The 15,712-nt window shown below is 74.1% G+C and carries 16 protein-coding genes; 11 read left to right on the top strand and 5 right to left on the bottom strand.

All coding sequences use genetic code 11. The features are described from left to right. Positions 1-126 precede the first annotated feature (126 nt). The 4 genes from BLR33_RS05420 to BLR33_RS05405 all read left to right on the top strand — a co-directional run bounded on the left by BLR33_RS05420 (position 127) and on the right by BLR33_RS05405 (position 3,746). Positions 127-1,680 (top strand): sensor histidine kinase, encoded by a 1,554-nt coding sequence (locus BLR33_RS05420; RefSeq protein WP_093783086.1) that lies wholly within the window; start codon positions 127-129, stop codon positions 1,678-1,680. Positions 1,681-1,732: 52 nt separating this feature from the next. After that, complete coding sequence (locus BLR33_RS05415; RefSeq protein WP_093783085.1) at positions 1,733-2,413, top strand: response regulator; 681 nt, start codon at positions 1,733-1,735, stop codon at positions 2,411-2,413. 44 nt (positions 2,414-2,457) lie between these two features. Further along, positions 2,458-3,471, top strand: a complete 1,014-nt coding sequence (locus BLR33_RS05410) for an ADP-ribosylglycohydrolase family protein (RefSeq protein ID WP_093783084.1) — start codon at positions 2,458-2,460, stop codon at positions 3,469-3,471. An 80-nt stretch (positions 3,472-3,551) separates the two neighbouring features. After that, on the top strand, positions 3,552-3,746 hold the full coding sequence (locus BLR33_RS05405) for a hypothetical protein (protein ID WP_245771169.1): 195 nt from the start codon (positions 3,552-3,554) through the stop codon (positions 3,744-3,746). On the opposite strand, the gene BLR33_RS05400 is transcribed toward BLR33_RS05405, so the two are convergent. Together BLR33_RS05400 and BLR33_RS05395 are read right to left on the bottom strand one after the other, a co-directional pair. Then, positions 3,721-4,653: a DUF5996 family protein gene (locus BLR33_RS05400; RefSeq protein ID WP_093783282.1), complete on the bottom strand. Its 933-nt coding sequence runs from the start codon at positions 4,651-4,653 to the stop codon at positions 3,721-3,723. The genes BLR33_RS05405 and BLR33_RS05400 overlap by 26 nt on opposite strands. Positions 4,654-4,880: 227 nt before the next feature. Further along, on the bottom strand, positions 4,881-5,645 hold the full coding sequence (locus BLR33_RS05395; RefSeq protein WP_093783083.1) for an SAM-dependent methyltransferase: 765 nt from the start codon (positions 5,643-5,645) through the stop codon (positions 4,881-4,883). A 465-nt stretch (positions 5,646-6,110) separates the two neighbouring features. On the opposite strand from BLR33_RS05395, the gene BLR33_RS05390 reads away from it, so the two are divergent. From BLR33_RS05390 to BLR33_RS05375, 4 genes are all read left to right on the top strand, one after another. Then, positions 6,111-6,470: a hypothetical protein gene (locus BLR33_RS05390; protein WP_093783082.1), complete on the top strand. Its 360-nt coding sequence runs from the start codon at positions 6,111-6,113 to the stop codon at positions 6,468-6,470. Further along, entirely contained in the window at positions 6,467-7,957 is a 1,491-nt protein-coding gene (locus BLR33_RS05385; protein WP_093783081.1) for a C2 family cysteine protease, read from the top strand. Before BLR33_RS05390 ends, BLR33_RS05385 begins: the two co-directional genes overlap by 4 nt. A gap of 73 nt (positions 7,958-8,030) precedes the next feature. After that, on the top strand, positions 8,031-8,339 hold the full coding sequence (locus BLR33_RS05380) for a hypothetical protein (RefSeq protein ID WP_093783080.1): 309 nt from the start codon (positions 8,031-8,033) through the stop codon (positions 8,337-8,339). Beyond that, positions 8,332-9,114, top strand: coding sequence for a hypothetical protein (locus tag BLR33_RS05375; protein ID WP_093783079.1), 783 nt, complete (start codon positions 8,332-8,334; stop codon positions 9,112-9,114). Before BLR33_RS05380 ends, BLR33_RS05375 begins: the two co-directional genes overlap by 8 nt. Before the next feature lie 23 nt (positions 9,115-9,137). Here the strand turns inward: BLR33_RS05375 and BLR33_RS05370 are convergent, their stop codons facing one another. Next, positions 9,138-10,034 carry an NAD(P)-dependent oxidoreductase gene (locus tag BLR33_RS05370; RefSeq protein ID WP_407639637.1) on the bottom strand — a complete coding sequence of 299 codons (897 nt, stop codon included), beginning with the start codon at positions 10,032-10,034 and terminating at the stop codon, positions 9,138-9,140. A 157-nt stretch (positions 10,035-10,191) separates the two neighbouring features. Between BLR33_RS05370 and BLR33_RS05365 the strand changes: the two genes are divergently transcribed. Then, positions 10,192-10,713, top strand: coding sequence for a GNAT family N-acetyltransferase (locus tag BLR33_RS05365; protein ID WP_093783077.1), 522 nt, complete (start codon positions 10,192-10,194; stop codon positions 10,711-10,713). A gap of 163 nt (positions 10,714-10,876) precedes the next feature. Beyond that, positions 10,877-11,443 carry a TetR/AcrR family transcriptional regulator gene (locus tag BLR33_RS05360; RefSeq protein WP_093783281.1) on the top strand — a complete coding sequence of 189 codons (567 nt, stop codon included), beginning with the start codon at positions 10,877-10,879 and terminating at the stop codon, positions 11,441-11,443. A gap of 119 nt (positions 11,444-11,562) precedes the next feature. Here BLR33_RS05360 and BLR33_RS05355 read toward each other — a convergent pair whose 3' ends face one another. Further along, on the bottom strand, positions 11,563-12,012 hold the full coding sequence (locus tag BLR33_RS05355; RefSeq protein ID WP_093783280.1) for a universal stress protein: 450 nt from the start codon (positions 12,010-12,012) through the stop codon (positions 11,563-11,565). Between the two features lie 249 nt (positions 12,013-12,261). Between BLR33_RS05355 and BLR33_RS05350 the strand changes: the two genes are divergently transcribed. Beyond that, a complete protein-coding gene (locus BLR33_RS05350; protein ID WP_407639636.1) occupies positions 12,262-14,088 on the top strand; it encodes a S9 family peptidase in 1,827 nt (608 codons plus the stop codon). A 452-nt stretch (positions 14,089-14,540) separates the two neighbouring features. Here the strand turns inward: BLR33_RS05350 and BLR33_RS05345 are convergent, their stop codons facing one another. After that, positions 14,541-15,449: an SURF1 family protein gene (locus tag BLR33_RS05345; protein WP_093783076.1), complete on the bottom strand. Its 909-nt coding sequence runs from the start codon at positions 15,447-15,449 to the stop codon at positions 14,541-14,543. Between the last annotated feature and the right edge of the window lie 263 nt (positions 15,450-15,712).

The raw sequence follows: 15,712 nt of genomic DNA, 5'->3' as shown, positions 1-15,712 counted from the left end.
GAGTACGACCGCAGCGCGACCCGCGTAAAGCTCCCGTCGCACCCGCGCGGGGCCCCGTACGACCCCGGCAGCATCCCGACAACGCCCGACACCTGACCCCGCCCCCCTTGGAAGGAGCCCGCGACCATGGCACGTACCGCCGGGCTGGAGAGCACGCCGGCCGGCCGGTGGCGGCTGGATCGCCGCGGGATGATCGGCCTGTCGGCCATGGTGGCCTGCGTGGCGGTGTCGGTGGTCGCCGCGGACGGGGCCGCGCTGAAGACGCTGGTCGGCGTGCTGGGCGCGGTCGCCGAGCTGGGGATGCTGATGGGGCGCCGTTTCCTGGGCCCGCGATGGGGTGTCGTCGGGGTCGCCCTGACCATCGGGGCCGGCTTCGCGATCACCGTCCTGGTGCCGAACGGGCTGGGTGAGGTGCCCATCCTGGCCGGCGCCTCCGTGCTTCCGCTGCGGGTGCCGCCGGGGCCGGTGCGCAACGCCCTGGTCGCCGCTCTGGCGGTCGGCTTCGGTGTGACGATCATGGTCATCTCGGACAGTACGTCGGGGCTGCTCTCGGGCGTCGGCGCCTGGTTCATCGCCGACCGATCCGTGGAGCACGCCGCCCTGCAGGCCGAACGGGACCGGGCGGTGGCGCTGCTCGCGGAGGTGGAGGCGTCCCGGCAGGCCCAGCAGGAGGCGGCGGCGCTGGAGGAGCGCAGCCGGATCGCCCGCGAGATGCACGACGTACTGGCGCACAGCCTCGCCGGACTGTCCGTGCAGCTCCAGGCGGTGCGGGCGATCGCCGGGCGGGAGGGGGCCACGGCCGCGCTGACCGAGCCGCTGGACCGGGCCGCCGAGCTCGCCCGGGACGGCGTGCAGGAGGCGCGCGCTGCGGTCGGTGCGCTGCGGGCCGCCCCGCTGCGGGGCGTGGCCGACCTCGCCGGGCTGGTCGGCGGCTTCCCCGGCGAGGCGCGGCTGCACGTCACCGGCCGGGCCGGCCGGGTCGCGCCGGAGGCGGGCCACGCGGTCTACCGGGCGGTGCAGGAGGCGCTGACGAACGCGGCCCGCTACGCCACCGGCAGCGCGATCGAGGTCAACGCGGCATGGGCCGAACGGGAGTTGCGGGTGGCGGTCCGCGACCACGGCCTGCCCGCGGGCCGCGCGCCCTCCGGCGTGCAGGGCAGCGGCACGGGGCTGCGCAGCATGGCCGAGCGGATCGAATCGGTGGGCGGCTCCCTGAGCGCGGGCCGGGTCCCTGGCGAGCCGGGGTGGCGCATCGTCCTGAGGGTGCCGGTCCTGCCGCAGGGGAGCGGCGCGGCTGGACCCGCGGACGGTTCCGGCGCCGTTTCGGGGCGTACAGAAGGCACTGGTGCCGGGCTGGGGCGTACGAACGGTTCCGACGCCGGACCGGTGGACCGTTCCGGGACTGGACCAGGGGCTGGACACGTTTCCGGTGCGGGGCCGGTGCGTACGGAGGGCTCCGGCGCCGCCCCCGAACGTACGGATTCCGGTGCCGCGCCGGGACCCGCGGGCGGACCGGGTGCCGGGGCCGCGCGTACGAACGGGTCCCGCCCGGAGGCCGCGGCCGGGCCAGGTGCCGGGGCCGCGTCCGCGGTGGAGCCCGGCGGCGGGGCCGCGCACGCGGGCACGTCCGGGCCCTCGTCCCCGGGCGGCGAGGGCGGCCGCGGGAAGATGGGGGCGTGACCGTGCCGGGCGCCGTCGGGGCGCCGCGCGCGGGCGGCAGGGAGGCGGACGCGTGACGATTCGGGTGCTGGTCGCCGACGACCAGGCGGTGGTGCGCGACGGGGTCGTGCTGCTGCTGGGCTCGGCGGACGACATCGAGGTGGTCGGGCAGGCCGGTGACGGGCTCGACGCGGTGCGGCTCGCTGCCGAGACCCGGCCCGACGTCGCCCTGGTCGACCTGCGGATGCCGGGCCTGGACGGTGCGCAGGTGACAGCCGAGGTGCTGGCCGCGGACCTCGGCACGCGCGTCCTGATCCTGACCACCTACGCCGACGACGACGCCGTGATACCCGCGCTGCGTGCGGGCGCGGCCGGTTACCTCACCAAGGACGCGACGAGCGAGGCGCTGCTGGCCGCGGTCCGCGAAGTCGCCGCGGGGCGTACGGTGCTGGACCCCGCGGTGCAGCGCCGGCTGGTCCAGCTGGTGGTGAGCGAGTCCGCCGCACCGCCTGCCGCGGCCGCCCCGCGCACGCTCCCGCCGGAGGCCGAGGGCCTGACCCGGCGCGAGATCGACGTGGTCCGCCTGGTCGCCGACGGGCTCAACAACCGTCAGGTCGCGAGGGAGTTGGTGGTCAGCCAGGCCACGGTCAAGACCCACCTCAACCACGTCCTGTCCAAACTCGCCCTGGAGGACCGCGGTGCCCTGATCGCCTGGGCCTGGCGCCACGGCCTCACCAACCCGACGAACACCTGAACTCCCCCGCGGTACGGTCGTCTTCGATCCGGGGAGGGCATGCGGTGAAGCGGGCGGCGACAGGCGCGCTGGTGGGGTCGGCGATCGGGGACGCGATGGGTTTCCCGACCGAGTTCAACGACATGGCGCAGATCGCGGCCAAGTGCGGGCCGTGGCGGGAGATGCCGCTGCCGCTCGCCGGAGGCCGCGCGTACGTCACCGACGACACGCAGATGACGCTGGCACTGGGCGAGGCACTGCAGGAGGTGCTGGCGGAGGGGCCGTTGACGGCCGCACGGATGGAACCGGCCGTTCGCGAGCACTTCGTACGGTGGTACCTCTCGCCCGACAACGACCGCTCCCCCGGCGGGACTTGCCTGCGCGCCTGCGAGGCTCTCAGCCGCGGCGGGCGCTGGCAGACGGCGAGCGAAACCGGCTCGAAGGGGTGCGGGGCGAACATGCGGGTCGCGCCGCTCGGGCTGGTTCCGGGGCTCGACGCGCAACAGCGCTCGGGAGCAGCCCAGTTGCAGGCAGCCCTCACCCACGGCCACCCCACGGCGCTGGCCGCCTCCGACCTGACCGCGCACGCCGTCCGCGTGCTCGCCGAGGGCATCGAGCCGGCCCAGCTCCTGCCCGCCCTGCGGGAGTACGCCCATACGAACCGCGGTACCTACCGCGCCGACTGGCTCGGGGACCTGGCCGACCACGCGCCCGACCCCGGCCCCTCCCAGTACGCCACCCGTGGCTGGGACGAGTGCCTGGCCGCACTCGACCGCGTGACCACCGCTCTGGCCTCCCCCGACCCGGAGGCCGACCCGTGCCTGGCCACCGGCGCGGGCTGGATCGCCGAGGAAGCCCTGGCCACCGCTCTGCACTGCTTCCTCCTCCTCCTGCCCGACGCCCCCACCGCGGTGGTCCGCCGCGCCGCCTTCTCCTCGGGTGACTCCGACTCCGTCGCCGCCCTGGCCGGCGCCTTCGCCGGAGCCCACCACGGTGCGCAGGCATGGCCCGAGGAATGGACAGCGTCCCTCGAGTACCGCGACCGCCTCCTCGCCCTGGGTACGGCGTGGGACGCGTGACCCGCCGTGCGCCGGTTCCCGCTGGTCGCCGGGGTGCGGGGCGGGAAGAAGCGGACGGCGACCGGCACGAGGGGACGGCCGTGGAGCGGCAGCGCGAGCGGGAGCGGTTGCGTGAGGCCGTCGTGTGGTGGGAGTCCGAGTACGGGCGGATCACCGAGGAGGAACTGGCCGAGGCCGAGGCGGAGCGGCAGGAAATCGAGCGGCGGCACGCCGAGCGCGAGCGCCGGGCGGAGTCCTCCGGGGTGCGGGCTACGGCCGCAGGTGGGGGTCCGTGATGCCGTCGGGGCACTCCTTGGTGCGGTCCCAGGCGGCGAGGTCGGCGCCCGCGCGGTAGGCGGTGGCGTAGAAGTCGAGGACGGTGGTCCACGGGTCGGGGGTGGCGCGGGCGTCCTCGTACGTCAGGAGGGCGAGGTGGCTGCCGCGGTTGGGGGACCACTGGGCGGCCGAGGGGTGGAGCGGCCGGGTGGTGAGGTCGGCGGGCTCGGGCGCGGTGTAGGAGTAGAAGGCGGGCGCGGGCACGTTCTCGTCGCCGAACCAGAACCCCGCGCTGATCACCTCCTGGGAGTACGCCTCCCGGGTGACGGGGTCCGCCTCGGGTGGGACGGGGACCTCCCGGCCGGAGAAGCGGGTCACCGCGATGTCGAAGGTGTGCCAGAAGTGGTGGACGGGGCTGGTCTTACCGGAGAAGCCGGCCGCGTACTCCTCCAGGAGCAGGGAGACCTGCGTGAGGACCTGCCAGTAGCGCGTGACCGCCGCCGGGTCGTACGACCGGTGCTCCTCGTCCTCCGCGAAGGGCCGCCCGGCGTCGGGCAGGTCGTACGGGTACGGGTGCTGCGGCCGCGCCTGGATCCCGAGGGCGTCCAGGGCCGCGACCGTGTCGGCGTAGAACGCGGCGACCGAGCGGCCGGCCAGCGGGAACGACACCTCGCGCCCGCTCAGCGTACGGACCACCAGCCGGTGCGCCACGAAGTCGAAGTCCACGCAGAAGGCGTCGCCGCCGCCGTACGGTCCGGTGGGCCGGGTCGTGATCCCGCGCCCGGTGATGTGGAAGGGCACGTTCCACCAGTGGTTCCGCCGCTGGCTCGCCTCAAGCCGCACCTTCCCCACGACCTGCAGGAAGCGGTGCAGCGTCTCCTTGCTCTCCCGCCACGACTCGAGCGGCAGCGAGGGAAACATCTCCACGACGCACTCCACCCATCCGACCAGCCCCCGCACGCTCCCATCCTCGAACCGCGCCCCGCCCTCCGCCAGCGCCACGACCCGTCCGGGGGGTCGGATCGTACGGCCAGAGGCGGACCGTACGGCCAGTGGGGCACGGCAACCTGCGCGACCTCCCCCACCGGCGTGCGGCCGGGCACGGTGGCGGGTAGCGACCGTACGTAGCCACCTGCAACCGCGCGGGGGCCCCGCTACCCCACGGGGACAAGCGTCAGGTACGCCAGCCCCAGCACGCCCCGATAGCCCCGCAACCACCGCGCGCGGTGCCCGTCGGCCCGTTCCCGCGTCTGCGCGGCCAGCGGATGGTCCCCGTGCGCGGCCAGCCACTCCTCGACGTCGGCGCGGTATCCGGACTCGAACTCGTCCCACTCCTCCAGCGTCGCCGGGTCGATCCACGCGGCCCGGAAGCCCGCCTCGTGCGCGAGGTCCACCAGCCCGGCCAGGTCGGTGAACTCCCCCGCATGCGCGCCCGGCCACATCGCCGCCAACTCCCCCTCGGTCGGCGGCCGTTCCCAGAAGCCGTCCCCGAACAGCACGCGCCCGCCCGGCGCGACGAGCCCCCGCAGCGCCTCGAAAGCAGCGGGGATGTGCCCGGGCGGCTCCAGCGAGCTGAGCGCCTGGGCGGCACCGAGGCACAGGACGACGTCCGCGGGTCCGCGCCCGGTGCCGGTCGCCGACTCGGCGAGGAAGTCCACCCGGTCGGCCAGGCCCCGCAGTTCGGCGTTGCGCCGCCCGCGGGCCAGGTCCTCCTCGTTGAGGTCGAGTCCGATTCCGCGGGCACCGGGTACCGCGGCCAGCAGCCGCAGCATCAACTCCCCCCACCCGCAGCCGATGTCGAGCACGGTCGCGGGCGCGCCGGCGGCGAGCCGGGCGACGAGCCGGTCCGCCCGGCTCTCGGAAAGCGGTCCGTGGAAGGTGAGACGCGTCAGCCGGGGCGGTCCGTCGGGTGCGGTCATGTGCGGGCACGTTAGCCGCGCCGGGCCGGAGCGGGACACCGGTTTTCGGCGGGGCGCGTCCGCGCGGGGAGCGGGGGGCCGTGCCCGGCCGCGCGTACGGGCGGCAGCGGCGCCGTTACCCGCGTCGTACCGCCGAGCTCGCCGTGGCCGCCGTACGCCCGGCCCCGCCGTACCACCCGACCCGGCCGTACCGCCCGACTCGGCCGCGCGTACGGGCCGCGCCGACCTCCCCGCCGAGGCCGCGTGGGCACGCCCCGAGCCCGCCGCACCCGATTTCGTAGGCGTTCTGCGACATTCCGTTGCCTTGCCGCCGGGCGCGTCCTCGCTATGCTGCCTGACTGGCCGCGGTCAGCCGCTGCCGTGCGGCGGCGCCCGTAACCGTGACGAAGCGGTCCTTACCGGGCGCGGCCGGGGAAAACGCAAGGCCGCCGTACCGGCGGCGCAGTGGAGCGACGGGGGCAGATCGTGGGAGCGACGGACGACGCCGCGGACCTGAACAGGCGGGCCCAGAACCTCAGGGAGGCCGCCAGGCAGGCACGGGCGATAGCCAAGACGCTGGGGCCGTACCTGGACGACGCCGTCCGCAAGGCGACACCGCGGGCCGACGACTTCGTGGTCGGCACGGGCGGCGACACCGCGATATGGCAGGGGCCGTACGCCGACCAGTGCACGGCCACACTCAAGGCTCGCCAGTCCAAGCTGAGTTCGATGGCGAACGCGCTGGTGACGGACGCCGCCCGCTGGGAGAGCGAGGCCACCCGGCTGGAGGGCGACGCGAAGACCGCGAAGTCCAACGCCAACGCCAAGGCCGGAGGCAAGCGATGACGTTCAAGGGGTTCGACCCGGTCAAACTGACCTCGCTCGCCAAGGAGCTGGACGGCCTGTCGCAGAACGCGGGCGGCCTGCACACCAAGTTGGCCGGAGTGCTCACCACCGCGCAGCAGAACCTGCCGGCCGGCCAGAGCGCCTCCCGCGACCCCGACCTGCAGAACCTGGTCGGCCAGGTGGTCAGCATCCCCTTCTTCGGGCCCAGCCGGCTGCCGGGCTCGCTGGGCAGCGAACTGTCCGACATGCAGTCCTCGATGAAGCGCCGCATCGCCCAACTGGAGTCGCTGCAGAAGTTCGCCGACCTCGGCTACCCGGTCGACCCCAGCGTCGTCTTCCTGGACGAGAAGGGCCCGGACGCGAAGAAGGTCGACAACGCGCTGAAGGACCTGCAGGCCCTGAACGACAAGGACTTCGGCACCAACGGCAACCGCGACGACCTGCAGAAGGTGACCGACGAGCTGACCGGCCTGACCTCCGCCGAACTCGACGCGGTCTTCGCCAAGGCGAGCCCGGCCGACCTCGCCCGCTACAACGCCCTGCTCAGCAACACCGACGACTCCTGGCTCAACCCCTTCGACCACAACGGGCTGCCGCAGGACCAGCGGGACAAGGCGCTGAGCACCCTGCTGTCGCGGATCGGCGCGGACAACCTGACCAAGTTCACCACCGCCTTCCCCGAGGTGCAGCCGACCTTCACCAACTCCGCGGCGTACAAGGACGGCGGCAACAGCCAGAACGGCCTGAACAACTCCGGTATCCACTGGCAGGACCCGAGCGACCCGCTCTTCAACGGCCCGGTCTCCGCGGACGACATCAACCAGCGCCAGTTCGGCGACTGCTGGTACGTCGCGTCACTCGCCTCGGTCGCCCAGCGGGACCCGCAGTTCATCCAGGACGGCATCAAGCAGAACCCCAACGGCACGGTGAGCGTGCGGGTGTGGGACAAGAGTGGCAACTACCAGTGGGTGACCGTCACTCCGGATTTGCCGACCGACACCAACGGCAACCCGATCAGCACCTACGGCAACGGCGACACCTGGCCGGCGTACTACGAGAAGGCGTTCGCGCAGGTCTACCACGACGAGAACGGCCAGAACGGCTACGGCGGCATCGAGGGCGACGACCCGAAGGCCTCCGCGCCCTTCCTGACCGGCAGTTCGGGCCACGACATCACCAAGAGCGGCGGTTTCCTGGGCCTGCAGTCGGTGCCGGACGACCGCTTCTCCACCCTGAAGAAGGACTTCGACTCGGGCAAGGCCATCACCGTCTCCACACCGGCCGACGAGAGCCTGGACAAGAACCACCCGGCCGAGTGGGGGAACCGCTACTGCTCCAACCACGCCTACTACGTGCGGGGGTTCACCGCCGACGGCAAGATCATCCTGGGCAACCCCTGGGGTGTCAGCGGCTATCCGCCGATCGAGGTCACGCAGGACCAGTTCGACAAGTACTTCCAGGACCCCGAGTCGTACGACGTCCCGTAGCGTGCTGACGCAGCGTCAGAATCCTTTGCGCGCGTGCGCACCGTACCGACGCCAGAACCGACGAGAGAGCGCCATGACCGAGCATGTGAAGTACCCGTTCCAGGCCGATGACGGCAGTTGGGCGGTGCGTTACCACATCCCCTACGACATCGAGCACGACGGACGCTCCTACAGCCTGGTGGCGAGCATCTACCAGGAGCCGCAGGTGCACGGCACGCTCATGGTGAGCAGCGGCGGCGAGCCGGTGGCGCGCTACGAGGACCTGGTCCCCGGCGAAGTGGTCGACATCACCGGCGACGCCTGGCGGGTGGCGCGGATCGACTACCGCGAGCGGATCGTGCTCGAGCCGGCCGCCGGCGGGAACGGCGGCGGCGATGCGTAGCGCCCGTACCGTCCACGCGGTCGCGGGAGCGGCGGTGTTGCTCGCTCTCGCAGGCTGCGGCTCCTCCTCCGGCGGTGACTCGCCGGCCACTCCCACCGGTTCCCCGGCCACGGCCACTGGCTCGGCCGCGCACGACGCCGGACCGGTCTGCGTGGGCACCGCGCCGGCGGGCGGCGTCCACGTCTCGCTCGGCGGCGGCTTCGAACTGCCGGGCGGCGGGGTGCAGTACACCGGGGCGAGCGCCGACGGCACCACCCGGACGGCCACGTTGCGCGACGGCGCCGCTTATGCCGACGGCCAGCAGACCCGTACCGCCGAGTTGGGCGCCCAGGTCTCGTTCGGCGGACACGCCTACGCCGTACGGGAGATCTGCTCGTACCGGGTCGTCCTGGAACCGCTGGACGCATCCGTGCGCACCGCGCTCGCGGCCGCCCCCGCCTCGCTGAAGTCCAAGGGCGGCGCCGCGGACGACAAGCTGTGCTTCAGCACCAACTCCTCGGTGCGCGCGGCTGTTTCGGCCGGCTTCCCGCCCAAGGGCTCGGACTGGACACTGCCGGTCAACGGTGGCCTGCACGTCCTGCCCACCGGCCTGTCGGTCGCCGCCACTTCGGTGGACACCGGCGCGGGCACCGCGGTGCTGGGCGCCAGTTGCGCCGGGATCGCGGTGGCCTCCTACAAGGACGCGGCGGCCGGGGACACGGTGGAGTTCGGCGGGGTGACGTTCAAGGTGACCGCGGTCCGGCAGACGGCGGTGACGCTGACCCGTACGGGCTGAACGCCCGCGGCGGCGGGCGGGCCTCAAGCTTGCTGGACCGCCTCCGCCTTGGACGATGCGTCCGTCCGCGCCTCGATCGCGTGCAGCACGGCCACCATGTCGGCGTCCCCGTGGCCGAGTCGCACGGCCTCGGCGAAGAGGGCGTGGCAGGCGTCGAGCAGCGGTGACGCGGTGCCGGAACTGCGGGCGGCCGCCGCGATCAGGGCGTTGTTCTTCAGTACGTCGGCCACGGCGGCCTGGACGGAGAACTCGCGGTCGCGCAACTTGGGCGCCTTCATCCGGGAGACCGCGCTGGCCATCGGCCCTGCGTCGAGCACGGCGAGAAAGCGGTCGCGGTCCAGGCCGTGTCGTACCGCGAAGTGGAACGCCTCGGTGAGGCCGGTGACGGTGGTGATCAGGAAGAGGTTCACCGCCAGCTTCATCACCAGGGCGTCGGGCACCGGCCCGCACACGAAGGTCTCGTGGCACATGGGCGCGAGCAACGGCCGCACCGCGGCGACGGCTTCCTCCCGCCCGGCGAGCATCGCGACCAACCGCCCCTCCTGCGCGGGCACCCGGGAGCCCGACACGGGCGCCTCGACGTAACTGCCGCCCGCGGCAAGGACGTCGGCCTCCAGCGCGGCGGAGAACTCCGGCGCGGTCGTGCCCATGTGCACGAGGGTGCGCCCCTTGACGGTGGCCGCGAACTCCGGTGTACCGCGCCGGAGTACGGCGTCGAGCGCGGTCTCGTCGGCCAGCATCAGGAACACCGTCCGGCAGCGGGCGAGGACGTCGTGTGCGGAGTCGGCGACCCGCGCTCCGGCGGCCGCTGCCGCCGCGCACTTCTCCGGCGTGCGGTTCCAGACGAGGAGCGGGACACCGGCGCGGGCGAGGTTGACGGCCATGGGCCCGCCCATGGTGCCCAGCCCGATGAAGCCCACCGGCGCGGGCGTACCCGTGACGTCTGCGCCGGGTCCTGCCGCGTCCGTTCCGGCCGTGCCGGCCCCCTCCACCGCGCCCACGCGCCCACCGCCCTTCGTAGCCGCCCGCGCACCGCGGGCTTGCCGACCTATGACCGGCGTCATAATAATGGACTCTATGACGACGGTCATAGCGGGATCGGAGACCGCTGCCGCACCGGGTCGCCCGGCGTGGACGGTCGAGCCCGTACGGCCGGGGGACGGCCGCGCGCTCGACGGGCTGTTCGCGCGCTGCTCGCCGGACACCGTGCAGCGGCGCTTCTTCGCGCCGGTGCGCGCGCTGCCGCCCGCGTACGCGAAGGGTGTGCTCGCGGCCCGCCCGGAGGAGCACGACGCGGTGATCGCCCATCGCGGCAGCCGGGCGGAGCCGGTCGGCCTCGGCAGCCTGGCCGCGCCGTGCGAGCCCGGTGCCCCGGCCGAACTCGGTCTGCTCGTCGTCGACTTCTGGCAGCGCAACGGGGCCGGCGGCGCCATGCTCGACGTGCTGGCCGCCCGAGCCCGCGCCCGCGGCGTCACCCACGTCCTCGCGTTCGTCCTGCCCGGCCGTTCCGCGCTGCTCGGCGTGCTGGCCCGCCGTTTCGAACCTGTCCACCACACATACGGGCCGGACGGCCTGACCGGCGTCTATAAGCTGGGCTGAAACCGTCCGCATCCCGTGCAGCACCTGCTCCACGCCCGTCCGACACCCGTTGAAAGCCCGCCGCAACCCCCCACCCGCCCCCGAGGAGGACGCCGTGCCGACCCCCGGAAAGGACCCCGCACCCGCCCCGCAGCCCCCGAAGACCATCGGGCCGCGCGAGCGCATGGTGTTCAGCGCCGCGCAGCTCATCCGCCGCGGAGGCGTCGGCGCCACCGGGATGCGCGAGGTGGCCGCGCACGCCAACGCCCCGCGCGGGTCACTGCAGCACTACTTCCCCGGCGGCAAGGAGCAGTTGGTCAACGAGGCGGTGGCCTGGGGCGGTCGCTATGCCGGACGGCGCGTCGCCCGCTTCGTCGGCGCCATGGAACACCCCACGCCGAGTGGGCTGTTGGCGGCCATGGTCAAGCAGTGGACGGACGAGTACGAGGTGCTCGGTCAAGGCGCGGGCTGCCCGGTCGCCGCCGCCACCGTCGACTGCGCCGACTCGGTGGAGTCCACCCGCGCCGCCGCTGCCGCCGCCTTCGGCACCTGGTCCGCCCCGGTGGCCGCGGCCCTCACGGAGATGGGCGTCCCGGCGGCCGACGCCGACTCGCTCGCCACACTCATGATCAGCGCGATCGAGGGCGCGATCATCATGTCCCGCGCCGCCCGCGACCCGGGCCCCCTGCACACCGTGGCCCGGGAGTTGGGCCCGCTGCTGGACAGCAGGGTGGTCAGCGAAGGGGTGTAACCGCAGGTTGTGTCCCTCGCGCGGAGAGGGCCCACGACAGTGGTCGACCGCGCCGTACGGGTGTCGCGGCGCTTGGCGCCAACGGGGCCGCCTACGCATCCGGTGTTCACGGCGGCCGTTCAGTCCCCCTGCTCCGACGTACCGCGCACCACGACGACCGGGCACGGGGCGTGCACCGTCACCGTGTGGCTGACCGAACCCAGCAGCGTGGCGCGGAAGGTGCCCAGGCCCCGGACGCCCACCACGATCAACTCCGCGCCCTCGCCCCGGTCGAGCAGCACCTGCGCGGGGTTGCCCATCACCGTGACCTGGTTGACCTTGTCGGCCCGGTCCGGCGGCAGCGCCTGGGCGACGGCGTCGGCGAGCGCCTCGGCGGCGTTGGCTCCCAGGTCGTACCCCTCGGGCAGGCCCGGCACCGCGCCGCCCCAGCCGAACGACGCCGGCATCTCCCACGCGGTCACCGCCTCCAGCGCCGCCCCGGTGAGCCCGCTCTGCCGGTCGGCCCAGCGCAACGCGTGCAGCGACGGCTCGGAGCCGTCCACACCCACCACGATGCGTCCGTGCTCCATCGCCGACTCGCTCGTCGGCGCGCTCGCGGGCTCCCCGAGCCGGTCGGCCATCGCGTCGGCCATGTGCTGCTCCTCACGTGCGCGGTCCCGTACCGCCGGCGAGTGCCCACGCCGCCGGCCGCCAAACCCGTGCCGCGTGCATCCGCGGCCCCTCGAAACACGCAGCGCTGACCAGCGGATACGCAGAGTTTTCCACAGGCTGCGAAGCGGGCCTCACCGAATGTGCGTGCGGCAGAGCATGATGGGGGCATGAACCAGATCACCGGGTCCGCCGTCGGGCCCATGTCGGAAGCCGGCGCCATGCCGGCGTGGGAGCTGCGGTTCCGCGCACCGCGCGTCGGACTTCCTGAGTGGGCCGAGGACGCCCCCGACCGCAGCCTCTTCGTCTCGAACGTGACGGGTACGTACGAGATCTACGCCTGGGACCGCGCCACCGGCGGTCGTCGCCAGGTCACCGACCGCCCGAACGGTACGACGGACGGCACCTTGAGCCGGGACGGCGAATGGGTGTGGTGGTTCTCCGACACCGACGGCGACGAGTTCGGCGTCTGGATGAAGCAGCCCTTCGAAGGCGGCGAGGACGTCCCCGCGGCCCCCGGCCTCGCCCCCTCCTACCCCGCCGGGCTCGCCCTCGGGCCCGGCGGCCTCGCCGTCGTCGGCCGCTCGACGGACGAGGAGGGCACGACCGTGCACGTCGTGCGCCCGGACGGCACCGATCACGAGATATACCGGCACCCGGAGTCCGCGGGCGTGGGCGACCTGTCGGAGGACGGCACGCTGCTGGTCATCGAGCACACCGAGCACGGCGACGCGATGCACAGCGCGCTGCGCGTGGTGCGGGTGGCCGACGGCTCGGCGGTCGCCGAGCTGGACGACACCGAGGGCGGCCGGCGCGAGCTCGGCCTCGACTGCCTCGGCTTCGCACCCGTGCCCGGCGACACCCGCCTGCTCGTCGGCCACCAGCGCACCGACCGCTGGCTGCCGATGATCTGGGACACCGCCACCGGCACGGAGACCCCGCTGGCCATCGACCTGCCGGGCGACGTGCACGCCGAGTGGTACCCGGACGGCTCCGCCCTGCTGCTGGTGCACGACTTCCACGCCCGCGGCCAGATGTTCCGCTACGACCTGGCGGACCACACCCTCACCGCGCTGGACGCCCCCGCCGGCAGCATCAGCGGCGCCACCGCCCGCCCGGACGGCACGGTGGAGTACCTGTGGTCCTCGGCCGAGCAGCCGCCCGCCGTACGCTCCACCGCCGGCGGCGTGGTCCTGGAGGCCCCGGGCCTGCGGGCGCCCGCATCGGTGCCGGTGGAGGACGTGTGGGTGGACGGCCCAGGCGGCCGCATCCACGCCCTCGTGCAGCGCCCCGCCGACGCCGGGGACGGCCCCTTCCCGACCGTCTTCGACATCCACGGCGGCCCCACCTGGCACGACTCCGACGCCTTCGCGGCCGGCCCGGCCGCCTGGGTCGACCACGGCTTCGCGGTCGTCCGGGTCAACTACCGCGGCTCCACCGGGTACGGCCGTGAGTGGACCGACGCGCTCAAGCACCGCGTCGGCCTGATCGAGCTGGAGGACATCGCGGCCGTGCGGGAGTGGGCGGTCGCCTCGGGGCTCGCCGACCCCGAGCGCCTGGTCCTGACCGGCGGTTCCTGGGGCGGGTACCTCACCCTGCTCGGCCTGGGCACCCAGCCGAAGTCATGGACGGTCGGCATAGCCGCGGTCCCCGTCGCCGACTACCCCACGGCGTACGCGGACGAGATGGAGGCGCTCAAGGCGCTGGACCGCACCCTGTTCGGCGGCTCCCCCGAGGAGGTCCCCGAGCGGTACGAGGCATCGTCCCCGCTCACCTACGTCGAGCAGGTCGCAGCCCCCGTCTACATCAGCGCGGGCACGAACGACCCGCGCTGCCCGATACGCCAGATCGACAACTACGTCGAGCGCCTGCGCGCCCTCGACAAGCCCCACGAGGTCTACCGCTACGACGCTGGCCACGGCTCGCTGGTGGTGGAGGAGCGCATCAAGCAGGTCCGCCTGGAGCTGGCCTTCGCGCTGCGGCACGTGGCGCCGTAGCCGCAGGCGTCGGCGCGGGGCCGGCCCCGGATGAGGGCCGGCCGTGGGCTCGGGGGCGGTTCGTCGGGCGCCGGGCGGGCGGGGTCCGGCCGAGGCTCGGGCGGCGGCCGAAGCTCGGGCACGTGCTGGGCGGGCGGCTCCCGGCCGAGGCTGGGGCAGGTGCTGGGCGGCCGGCTCCCGGCCAAGGCTCGCGCGGCGGCCGAAGCTCGGACAACGGCCGAGGCTCGGGCACGTGCTGGGCGGGCGGCTCCCGGCCGGGGCTCGGGCAGGTGCTGGGCGGCCGGGGCTGGTCCGGGGCCGGCCGAAGGACGGGCACCTGCCCGCCGGGCAGGCCCCGGTCTGAAGGCACGGTTCGGACTCGGCTCACGCCCATGAGCCGCGCAATCGGTCAGCTGTCGAGCCGGGCAGCCGGTCCGCCGATGGGCCGGGTAACCGGTCCGCCGATGGGGCGGTCAGGACGCCTGGGTGGCCGGGGTGGGGTCGTGTTCGGCGGGGGCCTCGGCGCCGTCGGGGCCCGGGGTGAGCGGTGCCTCGGGGGTGTCGGGACCGTCGTCGGGGCCGTCCGGGTCGCCGGGGAGGATGCCGAGGGCCGCGTCGGCCCGGGCCTCGGCCTCACGGCGGACGAAGCGGAACCACATGAAGACCACGAAGCCCGCGAAGACGAACCACTGCCCGGTGTAGCCGAGGTTCTGGAACGCCTTCAGGTCCAGGCTGCTGCCCGGGGCCTCGGCCGGCGGCACCGCCTTGAGGGGTGCCGCGGGGTGGGTGGCGGTGATCCAGCCGTTGTAGACGGGGTACGGGAGGAGGTTGACCAGGGAGGCGCCACTGATGATGCCGAGCTGGCCGGAGGGCAGGGTGCCGCTGGTGTCGACGTCCGGGGACTCGGTGGTCTCGGGGTACTGCATGGCGCCGGTGACCGTGACCGTCCCCGCGGGGGCGGGCGGCACGGTGCCCCGGTGCTGGGCCGCGCTCGCGCTGCCCGGCAGCCAGCCCCGCACGACGGGAAGGGCCGCGCCGCCGGAAAGGCGCAGCGGGGTGAGCACGTAGTAGCCGTTGCGGTCGTCCAGGGTGCGGCCGGGGACGAGGAGTTGGTGCGCGGTGTCGTAGCTGCCGGTGGCGCTGACGATGCGGTTGGCGTCGTCGTCCTGGACGTCGGCCCGCGGGTCGGGAAGCACCTTGGCGAGCGGCACCGGGGGCGCCTCGGCGACCTTGCGCTGGTCCTGGGCGGCGGTGCGGTGCTCGTTGACCCGCCACTCGAACCGGCTCAGCTGCCAGCTCCCCATGAACACGCACACCGGCACGGCCAGCAGTGCGAGCAGGCTGACGGCGAGCCAGCGAGGTGTGAGCAGGAACCGGTACACAGCCCCCACGGTACGTGCCTTTCCTGGGCCCTCGGCACCCACCCCCGTGGGCCGGACGGCGCCCCAGGTAGAGGGCCGTGTCCGGTGAGGTACGGAGGGGGCCGGAGGGGCGAGACGGGGTGCGGGTCTGCCGGCGGGTTGGCCGGTGGGTTCACCGGCGGGCTCGCGGACGGGTTCGCAGACGGGGTCCCCTGAAGGACGCAGCCGCGGGTGCGGTGTCGGGCGCTGTCGGGGCGAGGGCGGCCGAGGTGGGCGCGGGCGAG

The organism is Actinacidiphila guanduensis (assembly GCF_900103985.1).
GTDB classification, from domain to species: domain Bacteria; phylum Actinomycetota; class Actinomycetes; order Streptomycetales; family Streptomycetaceae; genus Actinacidiphila; species Actinacidiphila guanduensis.
This window is presented reverse-complemented; position numbering and strand designations above follow the sequence as displayed.